This window comes from uncultured Dokdonia sp. (assembly GCF_947492815.1).
In the GTDB taxonomy this organism is placed as follows: Bacteria; Bacteroidota; Bacteroidia; order Flavobacteriales; family Flavobacteriaceae; genus Dokdonia.
Map to the genome: position 1 here is coordinate 89,797 of NZ_CANLOB010000003.1, position 19,228 is coordinate 109,024.

Annotated in this window: 17 protein-coding genes; 13 read left to right on the forward strand and 4 right to left on the reverse strand. The window is 34.0% G+C overall.

The genetic code is table 11. From position 1 onward, the window contains the following. Positions 1-149 precede the first annotated feature (149 nt). The 5 genes from Q1A01_RS04810 (at position 150) to Q1A01_RS04830 (ending at position 5,712) form a co-directional block, all read left to right on the forward strand. Positions 150-1,310, forward strand: a complete 1,161-nt coding sequence (locus tag Q1A01_RS04810; RefSeq protein ID WP_299676820.1) for an MFS transporter — start codon at positions 150-152, stop codon at positions 1,308-1,310. 153 nt (positions 1,311-1,463) lie between these two features. After that, the gene (locus Q1A01_RS04815; protein WP_299676823.1) at positions 1,464-2,096 is read left to right on the forward strand and encodes a 7-carboxy-7-deazaguanine synthase QueE; all 633 of its coding nucleotides are present in this window, start codon (positions 1,464-1,466) and stop codon (positions 2,094-2,096) included. A gap of 130 nt (positions 2,097-2,226) precedes the next feature. Continuing rightward, positions 2,227-3,579: a Mur ligase family protein gene (locus Q1A01_RS04820; protein ID WP_299676826.1), complete on the forward strand. Its 1,353-nt coding sequence runs from the start codon at positions 2,227-2,229 to the stop codon at positions 3,577-3,579. A 56-nt stretch (positions 3,580-3,635) separates the two neighbouring features. Next, positions 3,636-4,982, forward strand: a complete 1,347-nt coding sequence (locus tag Q1A01_RS04825) for a hypothetical protein (RefSeq protein WP_299676829.1) — start codon at positions 3,636-3,638, stop codon at positions 4,980-4,982. 55 nt (positions 4,983-5,037) lie between these two features. Further along, a complete protein-coding gene (locus tag Q1A01_RS04830) occupies positions 5,038-5,712 on the forward strand; it encodes a hypothetical protein (RefSeq protein WP_299676831.1) in 675 nt (224 codons plus the stop codon). A gap of 165 nt (positions 5,713-5,877) precedes the next feature. On the opposite strand, the gene Q1A01_RS04835 is transcribed toward Q1A01_RS04830, so the two are convergent. After that, entirely contained in the window at positions 5,878-6,318 is a 441-nt protein-coding gene (locus Q1A01_RS04835; RefSeq protein WP_299676833.1) for a DUF1569 domain-containing protein, read from the reverse strand. 143 nt (positions 6,319-6,461) lie between these two features. Between Q1A01_RS04835 and radC the strand changes: the two genes are divergently transcribed. The 7 genes from radC (at position 6,462) to Q1A01_RS04870 (ending at position 15,323) form a co-directional block, all read left to right on the forward strand. Next, entirely contained in the window at positions 6,462-7,160 is a 699-nt protein-coding gene (radC, locus tag Q1A01_RS04840; RefSeq protein WP_299676835.1) for a DNA repair protein RadC, read from the forward strand. A 90-nt stretch (positions 7,161-7,250) separates the two neighbouring features. Then, complete coding sequence (locus tag Q1A01_RS04845; protein WP_299676837.1) at positions 7,251-8,459, forward strand: polysaccharide deacetylase family protein; 1,209 nt, start codon at positions 7,251-7,253, stop codon at positions 8,457-8,459. Then, positions 8,452-9,138: a YjjG family noncanonical pyrimidine nucleotidase gene (locus Q1A01_RS04850; RefSeq protein WP_299676840.1), complete on the forward strand. Its 687-nt coding sequence runs from the start codon at positions 8,452-8,454 to the stop codon at positions 9,136-9,138. The genes Q1A01_RS04845 and Q1A01_RS04850 overlap by 8 nt, the downstream gene beginning before the upstream one ends. An 86-nt stretch (positions 9,139-9,224) precedes the next feature. Continuing rightward, a complete protein-coding gene (locus Q1A01_RS04855; protein ID WP_299676843.1) occupies positions 9,225-9,755 on the forward strand; it encodes a hypothetical protein in 531 nt (176 codons plus the stop codon). Positions 9,756-9,762: 7 nt separating this feature from the next. Next, the gene (locus Q1A01_RS04860) at positions 9,763-11,163 is read left to right on the forward strand and encodes a DUF5723 family protein (RefSeq protein WP_299676845.1); all 1,401 of its coding nucleotides are present in this window, start codon (positions 9,763-9,765) and stop codon (positions 11,161-11,163) included. A gap of 3 nt (positions 11,164-11,166) precedes the next feature. Next, complete coding sequence (locus Q1A01_RS04865; RefSeq protein ID WP_299676847.1) at positions 11,167-11,979, forward strand: hypothetical protein; 813 nt, start codon at positions 11,167-11,169, stop codon at positions 11,977-11,979. After that, positions 11,979-15,323 carry a VCBS repeat-containing protein gene (locus tag Q1A01_RS04870; protein ID WP_299676849.1) on the forward strand — a complete coding sequence of 1,115 codons (3,345 nt, stop codon included), beginning with the start codon at positions 11,979-11,981 and terminating at the stop codon, positions 15,321-15,323. Before Q1A01_RS04865 ends, Q1A01_RS04870 begins: the two co-directional genes overlap by 1 nt. A 2-nt stretch (positions 15,324-15,325) precedes the next feature. Here the strand turns inward: Q1A01_RS04870 and Q1A01_RS04875 are convergent, their stop codons facing one another. Beyond that, on the reverse strand, positions 15,326-16,603 hold the full coding sequence (locus Q1A01_RS04875) for a replication-associated recombination protein A (protein ID WP_299676851.1): 1,278 nt from the start codon (positions 16,601-16,603) through the stop codon (positions 15,326-15,328). Between the two features lie 87 nt (positions 16,604-16,690). On the opposite strand from Q1A01_RS04875, the gene Q1A01_RS04880 reads away from it, so the two are divergent. Further along, positions 16,691-17,443 (forward strand): rhomboid family intramembrane serine protease, encoded by a 753-nt coding sequence (locus tag Q1A01_RS04880; protein ID WP_299676853.1) that lies wholly within the window; start codon positions 16,691-16,693, stop codon positions 17,441-17,443. Here the strand turns inward: Q1A01_RS04880 and rlmB are convergent. Both rlmB and Q1A01_RS04890 read right to left on the reverse strand, forming a co-directional pair. Then, positions 17,440-18,177, reverse strand: coding sequence for a 23S rRNA (guanosine(2251)-2'-O)-methyltransferase RlmB (rlmB, locus tag Q1A01_RS04885; RefSeq protein WP_299676855.1), 738 nt, complete (start codon positions 18,175-18,177; stop codon positions 17,440-17,442). The genes Q1A01_RS04880 and rlmB overlap by 4 nt on opposite strands. 69 nt (positions 18,178-18,246) lie before the next feature. Next, entirely contained in the window at positions 18,247-19,224 is a 978-nt protein-coding gene (locus Q1A01_RS04890; protein WP_299676858.1) for a hypothetical protein, read from the reverse strand. Positions 19,225-19,228 lie beyond the last annotated feature (4 nt).

The window sequence follows — 19,228 nt, forward strand, 5'->3', positions numbered from 1 at the left end:
GTTATGGTTTATTTTTATAACAAAATATAGCGCAAAAAGACATATTTTCTTGAGAAGGTTTAAAGTAGAAGAGGTATTATGTAAACGTTTTCGTAATTAGCGGGATCATTTATGCTCGTTATAGCATAGGATTTAGTAGTTTTAGAACCATGAATTCGCTGTTGTTAATACTTTCGCGAAAGCGGTATTTTGCCCCAGTATGGGTCTTTGCTTCCATTAATATTATGGTGGGAACATGGGTGCTTTATATTCCAAGGGTAAAAGAAAAATTGATGATAGATGATGGCGATATTGGGATTGCTTTATTTTGCTATGCTATTGGAGGGCTTTTTGCAGTGACTTTTTCTTCAAAGCTTATCGATGCTATAGGAGTGGGAAAGGCTACGTTGTATGGTATTGTAGTTTTTGCTTTATTATTTTTATTTCCCATAATAGCGCCATCACTGGTTTTATTATGTGTCAGTCTATTTGTAGCAGGAATGAGTAGTGCTTTTACGGATATAGCAATGAATGCTCTTGTATCTGAATTAGAAAAAGAAGATGGTGTTCATTTTATGAGTGCGGCGCATGCTTTTTTTAGTTTAGGAGGCGTTCTAGGTGCGGGAATAGGGAGTCTTGTTATTGGGTCTGTAACCGTTTCTTTTATGCATATAGCAGTTGTTACACTCGTACTCATAGTGACTAATATTTTATTGTCTAAAAACTTTATAGCCATAGCAAGCAAACCTCTTGAAAAGGAGCATACAGGATTTTCATTAAAATTAGTAAAACCCATTTTTGCCTTAACGATCATTTCTTTTATTGTGATGGGGAGTGAAGGGTCATTAGAGCAGTGGAGTAAGTTATACCTTGAAGATGTTGTAGGGGTGTCTTTAGAATGGCTAGCTGGTTTTGGGTTTGTTATTTTTAGTGCTGCGATGACTCTAGGGAGATTTTTTGGTGATGAGGTGAGTTCTCGTATTGGTTCTTATCGAATTATTATATATGGATTGCTGATTGCAATTGTAGGGTATATGGCTATTTTATCTCGATCGCAAGCGTTGAGTTTAGTTGGATTTGGTCTTGTTGGGATTGGTTTTTCTGTCATCATTCCTGAGTTATTTCGAGTGGCTGGAAAAGCAAAAGGAGTTACCTCTTCTCAAGGGATTTCTATCGTCGCTGGGATGGGTTTTGTAGGATTTATGGCAGGACCTGCTATTATGGGGTCTTTGGCGGATATCTATTCTTTGTGGACTAGTTATTTGGCTTTAGGAATTTCAAGTGGTATTGCACTTGTAGCCGCCTTCTTATTATTTCTTAAAAGACGATAAATACCATTTTTTAAAGATCGTTTCATAGGTTGTCTAATATTTACTAGTTACTACCTTATACAATTTAGTTTTGAAATGTAGTATTCAAAGAACAATCTAAAATGAGACATTTTAAAACTAAATTGGTATTAATACTTACTATCTTTGCATCTTATGACAAAAGAGGCCATACAATCACGGGTAGATTTAGGGGAATTGCTTCCACTTATGGAGGAGTTTTATACGATTCAAGGAGAAGGATATCACAAAGGGACAGCCGCATATTTTATACGTGTAGGTGGTTGTGATGTAGGATGTCATTGGTGTGATGTGAAAGAGAGTTGGGATGCAGCAATTCATCCGCCTACAGAAGCTGTTACGATTGCAGATAATGCAGCTAAATACAGTGATACTATTGTTGTGACAGGAGGAGAGCCTTTAATGTGGGATATGAAACCTTTAACGTCTTTACTTAAAGAACGTGGGTTGCAAGTGCATATAGAAACTTCGGGGGCGTATGATCTTTCTGGAGATTGGGATTGGATTTGTCTTTCTCCAAAGAAACGAATGTTGCCTAAAGATGAGGTGTCTCAAAAAGCACACGAACTTAAAGTTATTGTATATAACAAAAGTGACTTTGCATTTGCCGAAGAGCAAGCAGCCAAAGTATCTGAAAATTGTATTCTATATCTACAACCGGAATGGTCTGTGAGAGATAAGATGGTACCACTTATTGTAGATTATGTAATGGCACATCCAAAATGGAAAATCTCATTGCAGACACATAAGTATTTGAATATTCCATAATACCAACTCATTTTTAAAGTTTTTATAGGGATTGCTTCTACTTTTGCTTTCGCGAAAGCGGAAAAATCATAGGAAAGAACTTCTTTTCTAGAATTAATCTTATTTTTAAAGACGATTATACATACGATATATGAACGTACATTTTATAGCTATAGGAGGCGCAGCAATGCACAATCTAGCCTTAGCATTACATCATAAAGGATATCAAGTTACAGGAAGTGACGATACTATTTTTGATCCTTCAAAATCTCGTTTGGAGAAATATGGATTATTACCAGAAACTTTCGGATGGTTTCCAGAAAAAATAACGACTGATCTAGATGCTGTTATTTTAGGGATGCATGCCAAAGAAGATAATCCTGAATTACATAAAGCACAAGAATTAGGGCTTACGGTGTATTCGTATCCTGAGTATTTGTATGAGCAGTCAAAAAATAAAACCCGTGTCGTAATAGGTGGGTCTCATGGAAAAACAACAATTACTTCTATGATCCTACATGTGATGCATTATTGGGAAAAGGAAGTCGATTATATGGTGGGAGCACAACTGGAAGGTTTTGAAACGATGGTACATCTTACTGAAGAGAATGATTTTATTGTATTAGAAGGTGATGAGTATTTGAGTAGTCCCATAGATAGACGTCCTAAGTTTCATTTATATAAACCCAATATTGCCTTATTAAGTGGCATTGCCTGGGATCATATCAATGTATTTCCCACATTTGAAAATTATGTAGCGCAGTTTCAAATATTTGTCAATAGTATGACCAATGGTGGTGCGATGGTATATAATACAGAAGATGCTGAGGTAGTAAAAGTGGTAGATAATGCAACTGCGCATATCAAAAAGTATCCTTATGAAACTCCAGCGTATGAAGTAGATAACGGAGAGACATTGTTAGAGACCCCAGAAGGTCCTATGCCGATAGAAGTTTTTGGAAAACATAACCTTAATAATTTAGCTGGTGCGAAATGGATTTGCCAACATATGGGAGTAGTAGAAGAAGATTTTTATGAAGCTATAGCAACCTTTAAAGGAGCATCAAAACGTTTAGAAAAAATAGCAGAAAGCACTACCAATGTTGCTTATAAAGATTTTGCGCATAGCCCATCCAAAGTAAGCGCAACCACCAAAGCCGTAAAAGAACAGTATACAGATAGAACATTAGTCGCGTGTTTGGAATTACATACGTATAGTAGTCTCAATGCTGAATTCTTATCTGAATATCAAGGCGCGCTAGACGCAGCAGATGTAGCCGTTGTTTTTTATTCGCCGCATGCCGTTGAAATAAAAAAGCTAGAAAAAGTAACTGAGCAACAAATTGCTAAGGCCTTTCAAAGAGAAGATTTGATTATTTATACCGACCCTGCACAGTTTAAAGAATTTTTATTTGATCAAGAATTTAACAATACAGCCCTGTTATTAATGAGTAGCGGGAATTATGGTGGGTTAGATTTTGAAGAGGTGAAGGGGATAATATAACTCTATCTGTAACATTCCTACAATAGTGTCTACCTATTAGTATGGGTAAATTCTATATGCATAAGCCACTAAGTATTTATGATTTTTCTAAAAGAAGAGCAATCATAAGCATATTATTAGCATTAGGGGCTACACTTATTTTTTACTTTTTTCAGCAGTATTTCTTTTCATTGTATCGATCTGCAATGTTGTCTTTTCAATTTAATGTAAATTATCTTTTATCGGATGATGCTATATCTCTATTTGCATTTGTTTTTGCAGGAAATGCTGTAATTGTAGGGAATTCAGTAGGCATTTCTTTTTATATTTCATGCGTGTCTAAATCTATACGACAGCGCTCAAGAAGGCGGAATATTTTAAATAATCAATCTTTTCTTTTAGGAAATTACATTTACTTATTTATAAAATTAGCTTTCCTAATAGGCTTTATGCAATTTATGTTGTTAAAGTATGGTTTTTTAGAAGAAAGTTGGGCTGTATATATACTATTGTTTAGTGTATTGTTTCTTGAAAGTGTCAAAGAATTAAGAAGGTCTTTTAAAGAGTATACAGTAAAAATATTATTACTTCATTTTGTAGTCGTTTTTGCTTTTATATTTTCTTGTTCATTACTTAAGAAATCAAATTATAATAGATTAAATGAGGTGTATGATAAGTCACATCCTTATGTAAATGTTCCTACAACTACATATGACATGCAGCCATATGACAACCCTATAGTATCTCCATACAATAGATATTTAAAAATATTTGTAAAAGTATTGGATGATTCTAGTAACCTTAATTATAAAATATATGATGAGTTGACAGTAGAGGAAGTAGTAGAAGCACCTTATTCAGAAGAATATAATCATTATGGAAGGAAGTATAGTGTCAATCCAATACTTACCATACATGCCGATAGAATATTGTCTTATGCTAAACTTAAGGAATTAGAGAGTAAAGCGATTATAAGAGGAATAAATAAATTAAATTATGTGGTTCATTCTACTATTAATGATCAGCCATATGTGTACACAAAATATATATACCCTACAAAAGCGTTGTATGCGAATACTGAGAAATCTAAACCACCTTCACCATTAGGAATTTTCTTTTTTGAAGATCACCTAAAAGATAAGAAAGAGCAAATTGTAAATCTTGAAACTTTTATACTAAATGAGAAAGTAGATGAGCAGAAAGTATATACTTATTTTCAAGAATCTGTATCTGATAGTGTATTTTTTAAACTCAAAGTAAGTCAAAAAATAACACTTCAACACTATCTTGATTTTATGATTTCTTACAAGCAAAGTGTGTATGATTTAAGAGATGAACAAAAACGTATGAATCACGCGTTAAATGAGTATGCTTTAAAGGCAGAAAATAAGTATCCATTTTTGTTTGTAGAAGAAATGGAGTAGCTATAAAGACATACTAAATATTTGATTAATTCGTTTTAGTACAAACTTACTTCTTATGAGAAAACACTTTTTTTTTATTTGCTTTTTGTGTCTTCTTTGTATTTCTTGTAATAATGATGAAGAGACATCAGTTTCTCAAGGCGAAATAGAAATTGAAGTTGCAGGGTTTTACAATTTAAGAGTAGGAAATAGTTGGACGTATGAATATTTTAGAAGGGATGAATTGGATAACCCTTCTAGTGAATTTAGTACAACTGGTATTACTGAAGAACAAGAAATTATAGCTTCACAAGAAATTAATGGAGAACAAATTTTTACATTTCAAGTTACCGTTTCTGGAGTTGAAGAAAGTTCAAGTAATTTCCCCGCAGAAGATGTAGCTACATTTCAAGTAAAAGATTCATTAGGCTATTTGGTGCGTTTAAATGAAGGTGTTATTTTTTCTAGTGAAAGTGAACAAGAATACTTAAGAAATGATACTCTTTTTGAAGGAGTTTTTGGAGTTTTACTAAATACTCAAGAGGCTGTCGAAGTTCCAGCTGGAAACTTTGAATGCGCCGTTAATGAAGTGTATGTAGTATTAAGTGAACAGGGAGAGTTGTCTCTAGGACGTGATGAATATCTATATGCTGAAGGAATAGGAGAAGTGTTGTATAGAATCTCATTTGTGTCTACAGAAATGCATGTTTTTGAACAACGACTCATAGATTTTAGTTTTCAAGAGCAATAGTATTTTACTTTCTATATAGCTTTTGAACTTAATTCAACTATTTATAGAAGAATCTATAACGGAAAGATTTTCTATTTTTTGTGCTTCGCAGATTACAAAAAATAGAAAACAACTACCCCGTTTTAAGAGAGTGTTTAAGATTTCGTTTTTCTACTTTTTACTTTGTTATACCCCAAACTGTCTCAAATGATGATCTAGGTGTTTGTACTCTAGCTGACCCCACTGTTCGGGGGTGAATGTGCCAAACATAGGGTGTGGTTGCCATTCGGTTTGCTCTTTTTTAGCATGAAAGGCATCTACCATAGAGACTAATGCTTCTCGTTCTTTTACAAATTCTCTTTGATCTGTGATTTTTGCAGGTTTTGCTGTAGGTAGTCCTTGTCGCCATGGTTTGTCATTATACAGTGATTTTTTGAATAAAAAACCTATTAAATTCCATTTGTGTTTTCGAGGCTTACTACTTAAAGCAATTTTTAAAGGGAATTGACAATGCGTAACCATTTGTCCTACATTCATTTTACCCCAAGTAGGCGTGCTTTTTTCGTTTAAGGCCTCCAGACGGGATTTGATTTCTGAATATGCAGTGGGATCAAATAAGGATTTCATAAGCTATTATTTTATGGTATTGCTATGTGTGTTTTGTTAAAAAACTGCATTTAAAATTACTATAAAAAATTCTGATTGTAAAAAGTCAAGTATTTTATAATAACAATCTTTATTTTAGCAATGTCAGAAAAATAAGTTTTAATATGTCAGAAAAACAAACTTCATTCTCGATCAAGCATTGGTCGGAGGATGACAGACCGCGTGAAAAATTAGTAAATAAAGGAAGGTTAGCGCTTTCAGATGCCGAACTCGTAGCTATTCTAATAGGTTCGGGCAATCGAACAGAAAGTGCTGTAGGCTTGAGTAAGCGTATTCTAGCGTCGTCTTCAAACAACCTTTCGGAACTCGGTAAAAAATCGATTAAAGATCTCAAAAAATTTAAGGGAATTGGTGAAGCTAAAGCCGTAACAATTGCGGCAGCCTTAGAATTAGGACGACGACGAGATGATAGTGGTACGCTTTCGCGAAAGCGTATAACATCTTCTTCTACAGTATTTGAGTTGCTCCAACCTATTATAGGCGATCTGTCTCATGAAGAGTTCTGGGTGGTTTATCTCAATAATTCCAATAGCGTTTTAGAAAAACAACAATTAAGTAAAGGCGGTATTACAGGAACACTCGTCGATGTGCGATTGGTACTCAAAATTGCATTAGAGTTAAATGCAGTAGGGATTATTTTGGCACATAATCATCCTTCTGGGACGCTTAAACCTAGTAAGTCAGATATACAACTTACTCAGAAATTAAAGGTCGCCTCAGCAAGTCTGGATGTAAAAGTGTTAGATCATATTATTGTAACCGAAAAGGCGTATTTTAGCTTTGCCGATGATGGCTTGCTTTAATTCCTTTTTTAAATGCTACTGGTTTATACCCATAAAATTACCCCTAGAGTCACCTATATATTTAAACATATATGTACTAGAGTGATGGGTATGACAGTTTCTTTTACTTCTAAAGTAGAAGATTTTGTAGCACACGATGGCCCTAAATTATCCTATACACAAAAACAGTTAGGAAATGAGTTGCATATAAGTGCTGTTGAGCTTCTTTTTGAACAAGGAGTGATGGATGTAGATATACAATTACAAGATTGGGAAGGAGTGCCTTGTTTTTTTGCTTCAAAAAATCCAGAAGCCATGCTGCCTTATGATATATTTGGCGCTGCTTTTTATATGTTAAGTCGGTATGAAGAGTATTTGCCTCATGTAAAAGATGCATTAGGACGTTTTCCAGCAAGTGAAAGTATAGCTTATAAGCATAAGTTTTTAGATCGACCTGTTGTTGATGAGTGGATCGTGCGTTTTAAGGAAATTATGGTGTCATCATTTCCTTCACATGTATTCCAAGAGTCGCAGTTTGAAACGCAGGTGGTTATAGATGTGCCTCAGGCATTTGCGTATAGGAAGATTGGGTTTTTAAGAACTATAGGTGGTTATGGGCGTGATTTTATAAATTTTCGTTTAAAACAAAATTTTGTGCGAACCCAAGTATTACTGGGATTACGTAAAGATCCCTTTGATATATTTAGTTGGTTGGTAAATATTCAAAAACAAGCATCCTCTCGATTTAAAGTGTTTTTTGAATTAGGAGATTATACTGAAGATAGTAAGAATATAAAATATAGTAAGCGAAGCTTTCAATCATTAATAAAAATGGTAGGAGACTATTCTTGTGTAGGATTGTTAGTTTCTAAGAGTGCTACAAAAGATATTGCAATATTAAAGGAAGAAAAAAAGAGAATAGAACAAATTACCAATAGACCTTTAATACAATCTAGAATTACAGATTATAAAATAACAGTCCCTAGCACGTATAGAAACCTATTAGATCAAGAAATTTTAGAAGATTATACAATGGGGTATCCTGATGTACTAGGTTTTAGGGCAAGTACAAGTACTCCGTTTTTATTTTATGATTTGGACTATGAAATACAAACCCCTTTGGTGATATATCCATTTTGTATCCATGTAAATACAATTATAGATGTACATAAGCATACGGTAGATAGCGTAAGCTTACAGAAAATGAAAGAGGTCGTAAAGGAAGTGAAAGGCGTATTTTTAATTGCTTTTTCAAATGCAGATTTCACAAATGTATATAGCAAAAAAGTATTTAGAACATTATTGACAACAGATGAATAAAGAGATAAAAGATGTTTTTTTTGATCTTGATCATACCTTATGGGATTTTGATCGTAACTCAGGATTGGCATTTGCCAAAATATTTGATAAAAATGAGATAGATGTAAATCTAGACGAATTTTTAAAAGTGTATTCCCCTATTAATTTTCAGTATTGGAAGTGGTATAGAGAAGAACGTGTCACTAAATCACAGTTACGTTACGGAAGATTTAAAAAAACATTTGATGCACTTAATATCAATGTAGCAGATGATACTATTGATAGACTTTCTGAAGATTATATTACGCATTTACCTGATCATAATTACTTATTTGATGGTGCTATAGAGCTTCTTGAATATTTAAAGCCAAAGTATAAGTTACATATTATAACGAATGGTTTTGAAGAAGTACAGCATAAAAAACTGAAAAACTCCAAAATTGATAGTTATTTTGATACCGTAACAACCAGTGAAGCGGTAGGGGTTAAAAAACCAAATCCTCGTATTTTTAAAGTTGCGTTACAAGAAGCAAATGCAACTGCAGTGCATAGCATGATGATAGGAGATACTTATGAGGCAGATATATTAGGTGCAGAAGGGGTGAATATGAAAACAATTTGTTATAATTATCATAATTTAAAAATGCCTAACAAACAAGTCGTTGTAGATGATTTGCTAGATGTTCGTAATTATTTATAGCAATATACTTAGTTATTAAGCGTTTTTTAACTAGACACAATCAATTCCTCCAAATTATGAAATATTACCTGCTTTACGTAAGATTTGTGGCACTAATCACCTCTTTTTTCATATGCACTTCCTGTGTGAGTGATGTGGATTTTGATCAAGCGCAAGATGTGGTTATTAGTCCTACAGTAGATGCCTCATTGATTTTCTTTACATTAGACACGTCAGATTTTGAAACTGTAGATACACAAGAAGTCATTATCACTGCTCGAGATACAACTAGGTTAGAATTTCTGGATGATGATTTTATCAGAGAAAATTTAAAAGAAGTTACATTAGATTTTCAAGTAGATAACACATTTGGACAATCACTAGTAAATCGTGCTTCATTTTTAAATGGAGGAGGACAAGAACAGTTTGTCGTATTTTTCGAAATTACGTCTTCTACTGATGGATCGGTACAGAGAACTGAATTTACTCAAGTATTGAGCGAAGAAGATATTCAGGCTATAAGTAATTCTCGCATATTAGCAAATGAAGTGATTCTTACAACAAATGGCGCTCCTATAAATGGGGAGTTGTCACTCCAAAGTAAGGTGCTCTATTCATTAGAATTTTCTGATCTATAATAATAGTATGCGAGCATTTATTATCATATACATAAGTTTTGTAGTTACACAAGTATGTGCTCAAAATAAACAGTTGCTCTATAATGTAGATGATCTTCCGCAGACACTACTGAGTAATCCAGGTGCTGCAATATCATTTGAAAAACATATTGGGATCCCGCTTTTGTCAGGATTTTCAGTAAGTGCTGGATCTAGTGGAATTAGTACGTATGATATTTTTCAAGAAGGAGGAGATATAAATACACGAATACGAGATGCTATTTTTAGATTAGATAACAAAGATTCATTTGTTGTAAATCAGCAATTAGAATTAGCTTCTTTTGGATGGAAAAGCAAGTTTACAGAAAACTATTACTCTGCAGGATTGTATCAGGAAACTGATGTGATTGCTTATTTTCCAAAAGATATTGCAGTTCTTGCATACGAAGGAAATGCAAACTTTTTAGATGTTCCCTTCCAATTTTCTGACATAGCTGTCGCAGCAGAAGTGATTTCAGTATATCACTTTGGAGTTAATAAAGAGATTTCAAAAAAACTTAGAGTAGGAGGGAGAGCAAAATTATATATGAGTATTGCCAATATCAATAGTACAAACAATCAAGGTTTTTTTATAACTAGAGAAACACCAGAGGGCCCTAATTTTTTGCAACATCAAGTGCAAGATGCATCTGTGACAGCTAATACTTCAGGATTACGTTCATTTATAGATGAAGATGCAGGACCAGGTAAGGCTGTAGGAAGAGCAATACTAAGTAATAATGTAGGAGTAGGATTTGATGTAGGGGCTACCTATACAATTGATGATCACTGGACAGCAACAGCGAGTGTTATTGATGTAGGCGCTATTTTTCATACGAAAGACTTAAAGAATTATAGAGTGTCTGGGAGCTATGCAACTAATGGTATAGAACTAGAATTTCCTGATGTTTTGAATGGAGAAGACCTAAACGATTATTGGCAAAATCTACAAGATGAATTTGAAGAAAACCTTCCTTATGAAGATTCACTACAAAACTCATATACTACATGGCGTCCTACAAAGTTTAACGCTTCTATTAATAGAGGCTTTGGAGCCAATCTTAATGGTGATTGTGATTGTACAAATAGTGGTGTAGATAGATATGCTACTAATGTAGGAGCACAACTATATGCTATAAAACGTCCAAGAGGATTTCAGGGAGCTGCAACACTATATGTTGATCGAACTTGGACTCGGTTTTTAAGAACAAAAATGACCTATACCTATGATGCATTTTCTAATAGAAATATAGGACTATTACTTTCAACAAAAATTAACAAATTTAATGTTTATCTTGCAGCAGATAATATATTAGACTATTCCAATCTGGCAAAGGCTCAAAGCGCCTCCATACAGTTTGGTTTTCAGTTAATTTTTGATCCTGAGTAAACAATGAAGCACCTAGTAATTGCACTATTATTACTGATACATTTCTCTTCTTTTTCACAAAGCGTAAATGATTATCAATATGTTATTATTCCAGAAAAATATGATTTTGCAAAAAGTATAGACGAATATCAATTAAATTCACTTACACAATTCTTGTTTAATAAGTATGGATTCGATTCTTATAGGGTTAGAGACGAGAAACCTATTGGATTTGAGAAAGGGAATTGTAATACTTTATATGCAGATGTAGAAAGTAATTCTAATTACATTGTTTCAAGATTGAAAGTCATCTTAAAAGATTGTAAAGGGAATATAGTCTTTGTATCAGAACAAGGAAAAAGCAGGGACAAAGATTTTAAAAGATCTTATCACGAAGCTTTGCGCAAAGCATTTCTTTCCATAGAAGATTTACACTACGTTTATAGTGGAAAAAAACAGGAAAATATAACTACAGAGACTGTTGAAGCTCCAAAGCCTTCTAGAACTATTGAAGTAGAAGAAGTAATTCCTGAAAAGGAAACTGTTGTCAAGCAAGTAGAAGAAACAATAGAATCTAAAGTTGAAGAAGTAATATCTAATCTTGATGGCACTTATGAGAGCGCAGATGGTTCCTATAAAATTATTGTAGCAGCAGATAACCTAATGATATACGAAGGATCAACAAAAATAGGAACAGCCATCACAAACGATACGAAAAACTATGAAGTGCTAACTACTCAATTTAATGGTAAAGGACGCTTTAATGGTTCAAATTTTATTATAGATCGTATTGTAAAAGGAATAGGTGTAGTACAAATGATATTTTCTAAAAACTAATGAAGTACCTTTTTGCCATAAGTTTAGCACTACTTTTTTTAGGCTGTGGTCAAGAACAAGAAACGACAACCACTTCAAAACCTGAAGAGAAAGTAATTAAAACCCAAAACCTTTTTGAACTTGTTTCTAGTGAAGAAAGCGGAATTACATTTTCAAATACACTTAAAGAAAATGTAGGCTCTATAGAAAACCTGTTTGATTTCGATTATTTTTATAATGGAGCCGGTGTTGGGGTGGCCGATATTAATAATGATGGACTACAAGATCTTTTTTTTACAGGAAACCAAGTTGGAAATAAACTATACCTAAACAAAGGAAATTTACAGTTTGAAGATATTTCTGAACAAGCGGGTATAAATACAGGAAAACAATGGGCAAACGGAGTCACTTTTGCCGATGTAAATAACGATGGGTGGTTGGATATCTATGTTTCGCAAGGAGGTCCAAAACAAGCTGAAGAGCGTAAAAACTTATTATATATTAATTTAAAAGATAACCGCTTTCGCGAAAGCGCACAAGAATATAATCTCGCTGATACGGGTATTAGTACTCAATCTGTGTTTTTTGATTACGATAATGACGGTGATCTAGATTGTGTGGTCTCTAATGAAAATGAATTTTATGGATTAGACCCACAACGATTCTTTGCTAGCATGAAGTTGGGGAATAACTTAGAAAAAAGTTCAGTCCAATTATATGAGAATACGGGAAATTCGTACCGTAAAATTACTAAAAAGGCAGGATTGCTTAAAGCAGCATTCGGGTTAGGAATCACCGTAAGTGATATTAATAATGATGGATGGTTAGATATTTATATTGCCAATGATTATTATGTGCCTGATGCAATGTATATCAATAATAAAAATGGAACCTTTACAGACCGCATAAAAGAATATACAAAGCAAGTTTCTTTCTTCGGAATGGGTGTTGATATTGCAGATATTAACAATGATAAGCTTCAAGATATTTTTGTGCTAGACATGGCAGCTAGTGACCATGTGCGTTCCAAGACACTCATGGCAAGTATGGATGTAGATCGATTTTCTATGCTCGTTGATGATTTTGGGTTTCAACATCAGTATATGTTTAATTCACTACAGTTAAACATGGGAGGAAATCATTTTAATAATGCTGTACACCAAGCAAAAATGGCAAAAACCGATTGGAGTTGGGCAGGCCTTATTGCCGATTTAGATAATGATACACATCGAGATGTATATGTTACAAATGGGTATAGAAGATATGCATTAGATAATGATATACAGAATCAAGTGCGGGATACACAAAAAGCTTTTGGAGGTAAAGTCCCTTTAGATGTAAAACAAAAGTTGTATGATGCAATGCCTACAGAGAAACTAAGTAATATTATGTTTCATAATGATGGAAATCTTCATTTTGAAAATAAAGGTTATCAATGGGGGCTTGCAGTTGCATCGTATTCTAATGGAGGTGCCTATGCAGACTTAGATAATGATGGTGATTTAGAACTTATTGTAAATAATATCGATGATGAAGCATTCTTATTTAAGAATACTAGTATCGAAAAGGAAACAGGAAACTATCTGCGCGTTGCTTTAAAAGGGAAAACGTCAGAAACATTTGCTAAAGTCACGATTGCTTATGGAGATCAATCTCAAGTGTACGAATCTAAAAGAACTAAAGGGTACCTTTCTGCTACAGAAAATAGTGCTCATTTTGGTTTAGGATCTATAAGTACAATCGATAAAGTAACCGTACAATGGCTTTCAGGGAAAAGTGAAGAACGTACCGATATAGACGCAAATACAGTTTTGGTTTTTTCTGAAGAAAATGCTACAAATACTGCTAAAGCAATTTTTGAAGTTGATACAAATGCTGGGTACGCTTTCGCGAAAGCGGACACAAACTACGGACTTGATTTTATTCATAAAGAAAATGACTATGATGATTTCACTACTGAGGTCTTATTACCTTATAAACAGTCAACTTTAGGCCCTCACATGACAAAAGGAGATGTGAATAACGATGGTCTTGATGATGTCTATATAGGAGGAGCTTCTGGGCAGGCAGGTCAATTATATGTGCAAACAGCTAGGGGCTTTTCAAAATCCTCACAACCCGCTTTTGCCGCAGATGCTATCCATGAAGATATGGAGTCTATACTTTTTGATGCCGATGGAGATCAGGATTTAGACTTAATAGTCGTGAGTGGCGGTAATGAGTTTGTATCTAATGCGCCAGAATATAAGAATAGATATTATCAAAATAATGGTAAAGGAGTGTTTACAGCGGTTTCTTTTGACGAGAATAATGCTACAGGATTTATGTCAAGTAAATCTATAACAACCATCGATTATGATGCCGATGGAGATACGGATATTATTGTAGGAAATCGAATTCAACCACAACATTTCCCTGTAAGTGCGTCCTCTCATATATATCAAAATAATGCAGGTATTTTTACAGATGTTACTGCTCAAGTAGCTCCAGAATTACTAACATTTGGGATTATAAATAAAGTGATTACAACAGATTATGATGCCGATGGAGATGCTGATTTTATGGTAGTAGGTGAGTGGTCTCATATAGGTATGTTTAAAAATGATAAAGGAATATTTAAAGATGTTTCCAAAGAAATAGGTCTTGATAAAGAAAAAGGATGGTGGTTTACTATTACAGAAACAGATGTAAATAAAGATGGTTTGCCTGACTATATTGTTGGAAATATAGGAGATAATATAAAATATAAAGCAAGTTTAAAAACACCTTTTAAAGTGTTTGCGTCAGATTTTGATGATAACGGAACGTTTGATTTGGTACTTAGTAATAATTACAATGGAAATTATGTGCCAGCTAGAGGAAAAGAGTGTTCTACACAGCAAATGCCTTTTATCTCAGAAAAATTTGAAACATACAATGCGTTTGCTAATGCTACTTTAAAAGATATTTATGGAGAAAAATTAGAAACGGCTTATCAAAAAGAAGTGACTACATTTTCCTCAAAGCTTTTAATAAATAAAGGAGATGGGACGTTTGATGTTTCTATGTTGCCATCTGTTGCGCAATCGGCGCCTATGTTAAGTGTCCTTTCTAGAGATGTTAATAAGGATGGTTATGAGGATCTTATTGTTACTGGTAATATTTATGAAACTGAAGTAGAAACACCTCGATATGATGCCGGAAATGGTATTGTCTTATTGTCTAACCAGAAAAATGGGTATACAGCATTATCTGCTATGGAATCAGGTTTGTATATTGAAGGGAATGCTAAAACGTTATTAGGGATATCTCATAAAGGGTTAGAGAAAGATATATTACTTGTAGGTGTAAATGATGATGCGCTTAAAGTATATGCGCTTAAATAGGCTTAATAGCCGTATTTGTCATTCCATCGAACTTTAAGAAAATCTCTAAGTCCTTTTTCTCTTGATGAAGTGCCAGGGTCATATAACTTCGTATTTGTGATTTCTTCAGGTAAAAATTCTTGATTCACAAAATTACCTGGATAATCATGAGAATATTTATAATCATCTCCATATCCTAAATCTTTCATAAGTTTTGTAGGAGCATTACGTAAATGTAAGGGAATGCTTAAATCACCTGTTTCTCTAACGAGTTGTTGTGCTTTTTTTATAGCCATGTAAGAAGCATTACTTTTAGGTGAACTTGCAAGATAGGTAACACATTGGCTTAAAATAATTCTTGCTTCTGGATATCCGATAGTATTTACAGCTTGAAAACAATTGGTTGCTACAACTAATGCTGTAGGATTTGCATTTCCTATATCTTCAGAAGCTGCTATAATTAATCTACGAGCAATAAATTTTACATCTTCACCTCCTTCAATCATTCTTGCTAACCAGTAAACAGCAGCATTTGGGTCACTACCTCTTATAGATTTGATAAAAGCAGAGATAATGTCATAATGTTGTTCTCCTGTTTTGTCGTATAAGACGGTGTTTTTTTGAATTTTTGACATCACCAGATCATTGGTGATTGTTACTTTATCTTGTGCTTCTGTTGTAACAACTAATTCAAAAATATTTAGAAGCTTTCGTGCATCTCCACCGCTTAATCTTAGTAAAGCTTCTGTTTCTTTAAGGACTATTTCTTTTTTCTTAATGATACTATCTTCTTCTATGGCGCGTTTTAGTAAGGCTTCTAAATCTTCTTTGCCAAAAGGTTTTAGAATGTATACTTGGCAACGCGACAAAAGGGCAGGAATTACTTCAAAGCTCGGGTTTTCTGTAGTGGCCCCTATAAGCGTTACCCATCCTTTTTCTACAGCACCTAATAAAGAATCCTGTTGTGATTTGCTGAAGCGATGGATCTCATCTATAAATAGAATAGGATTTTTTTGAGTAAATAAACCACCACTTTGTTTTGCCTTTTCAATTACTTCTCTTACGTCTTTTACGCCACTATTTATAGCACTTAAGGTGTAAAATGGTCGTTTAGATTCATTAGAAATTATAGTAGCTAATGTTGTTTTTCCTATGCCTGGAGGTCCCCAAAGAATAAGTGATGGGATTACGCCTGCATTGAGTGCTTGGCGTAATGAACCTTGTTGTCCAACAAGATGAAGCTGACTTAAATAGTCTTCAAGTTTTTTAGGACGTAAACGTTCTGCAAGTGGTGCATTCATATCATAAAAATAGGTATTTTATAAGTTAAAAGAATGACATTATTACTGTAAAGTTATATTTGGCTAATTCTTTGCTTTTAGTAGTATATGAATTCAAAACCTTCTTCTTTTCAGTTTTATAATGGGGTGCTATTATATCCTGTTGGTTTTGTATTGCTTATTTGGATCGTATACTGGGTAGAAATACGATTTGGCATTAATTTTACGCCTTATGGGGTAAAACCCCAAACAGCATTAGGATTAAGAGGGGTGTTATTTTCTCCATTTATACATGGAAGTATAGCTCATTTATGGCATAATACAGTACCATTATTTGTTTTGAGTACTGCATTGTTTTATTTCTACCATAAAATTGCTTGGCGTGTATTTTTCTTTCTTATACTTCTAAGTGGGATTGGTACTTGGTTTATTGGGCGTTCTGCATACCATATAGGAATGAGCGGAGTAATTTATGGACTTGTTTCTTTTTTATTCTTTAAAGGAATAAGAGCAAAGCATTTTAGGTTGATTGCACTTTCGCTATTGGTTGTATTTTTATATGGTAGTTTGGTATGGGGTACACTACCCGTTGATGAGAAGATTTCTTGGGAAGGTCACTTAGCTGGACTTGTCTCTGGAGCTCTATTAGGTTTTTGCTTTCGCGAAAGCGTAGAAAAGCCCCCTAAATATGTATGGGAATCTGAAGATTATAATGAGGAAGACGACCCATTTATGCGTCAATTTGATGAAAATGGGAATTTTATTGAAATAGTGGAGGAAGAAAAGGAAGAGGACGTAGAAGAATCTCCTATTATAAACTATATATATAAAGAAGAAGATTCAACTTCTGAAACAGATTAAAGTCTTTGTCTTACAACCTCATATAAAAAAGCACCACACGCTACAGATACATTTAAAGAAGCAATAGATCCCATTAGTGGGAGTTTTGCTTTTTCATCTACAATTTTAAGAATACCTGATGAAACACCACTGTCTTCTCGTCCCATCACAATAGCAGTTGGTTGTTTAAAATCAATATTATATAACGTATTTTCTGTTTTTTCTGTTGCGGCAATAACTTTTATATCTGAACCTTGAAGATAATAAATAGCATCTTTAAGATGATCTACTTTTGCAATAGGGATATTAAATGCTGCTCCTGCAGATGTTTTAATAGCAATTGCATTTAATGGAGCTCCTCCTTTTTTTGGAATGATAATACCATGCGCTCCTGTACACTCAGCGGTACGTATAATTGCTCCAAAATTTCTAACGTCAGAAAGTTGATCTAGTAAAATAAACAATGGTGTAACTCCTGATGCTATCGTTTTATTTACAAGTTCCTCAAAATCTTGAAATTTGATAACAGATATATTAGCGATTGCTCCTTGATGATTTTGTTGCGTAAGCTTATTTAATTTCTGAATAGGTACATAAGAAGTTTGTATCCCTTTCTTTTTTATAAGTGTGTTTAATTCGCTAGTAAGATTGTTTGTGAGCCCAGTTTGTAGATATACTTTGTCAATTTCTTTTCCCGCTTCAATAGCTTCTATGATGGCTCTGGTGCCAAATATCTGAAGATGTTTCTTTTCCATAATATTAGTAAAAAATAAGAGAGACAATCTAAGTAGATTGTCTCTCTATTAATATTGATATAGTAAGAATTAAATTCTAGTTAACTCTAATACTTGTCTGTATTGATCTGCACCACATCCTCCAGCATCTTCAAAGTTATTTTGGAAGATTAATTGGATTGTAGAATCATCTGCAGGATCGTAAGAACCTAGATCACTAAGATCAGATTCTAATAAGATAGCAGCACCACAACCTACACCACCTCCAGGAGCTTGGTTAGGAAGGATAACTGATCCACATACAAGGTTAAATGTAAGTGGTCCACAGAATGTACCGAATTCAGGTAAATAACATGCACTTTCTATAATACGCTCAGTGTCTCCAGTACCGTTAACAATAGTTACAGGCTCTTCAATCCAATCGATAGTTGCATCAAATGCAGGGAATACACCTTCTATGATAGAAAGTTGGTAAGTACCTACAGCAAAATCACCTTCAACTGGACAAGTAACTGTCGCAGTATATTGGAATGGAGAGTTAAAGAATCCAGCAGTAATAATACCACCTGCATTGTTTACAGAAAATACACGACCATCAGTCAAGTTTAATGAAAGACGAATTGTAAATGTATCCCCTCCAAAAAGTTGAGCACCCGTTACACCAGCACCAGCATTTAATACATCAGATGAATAATTTAATGTAGCACGAGGTAAACCAAAAGGAGATGGATCTGTAAATTCAGAAGCATCAACAGTTCCTAGAGAAAATTCATTGAAGTTTGCTCCAGTAGTATCTCCATCATCTGGAGAGTTATCTGCAAAAGTTGCAAATACATCTACACTTTGTAATAGAGCACCTTCTTGCTCATCTTGTTCTTCTATTTGAACAGAAAAACCAGCGTCTAATCCAATAGGAAGTTCATTTGAAATTACTTGGATTGTACGTAGTACTGCTCCAGTTTCAACAGTGTCCTGAACAACTACTGTTACATTTTCTTCATCGTCATCACAAGAACCTAGACCTAATGCTAAGATTCCCATAAAAACATATTTATATAAATTTTTCATGTTT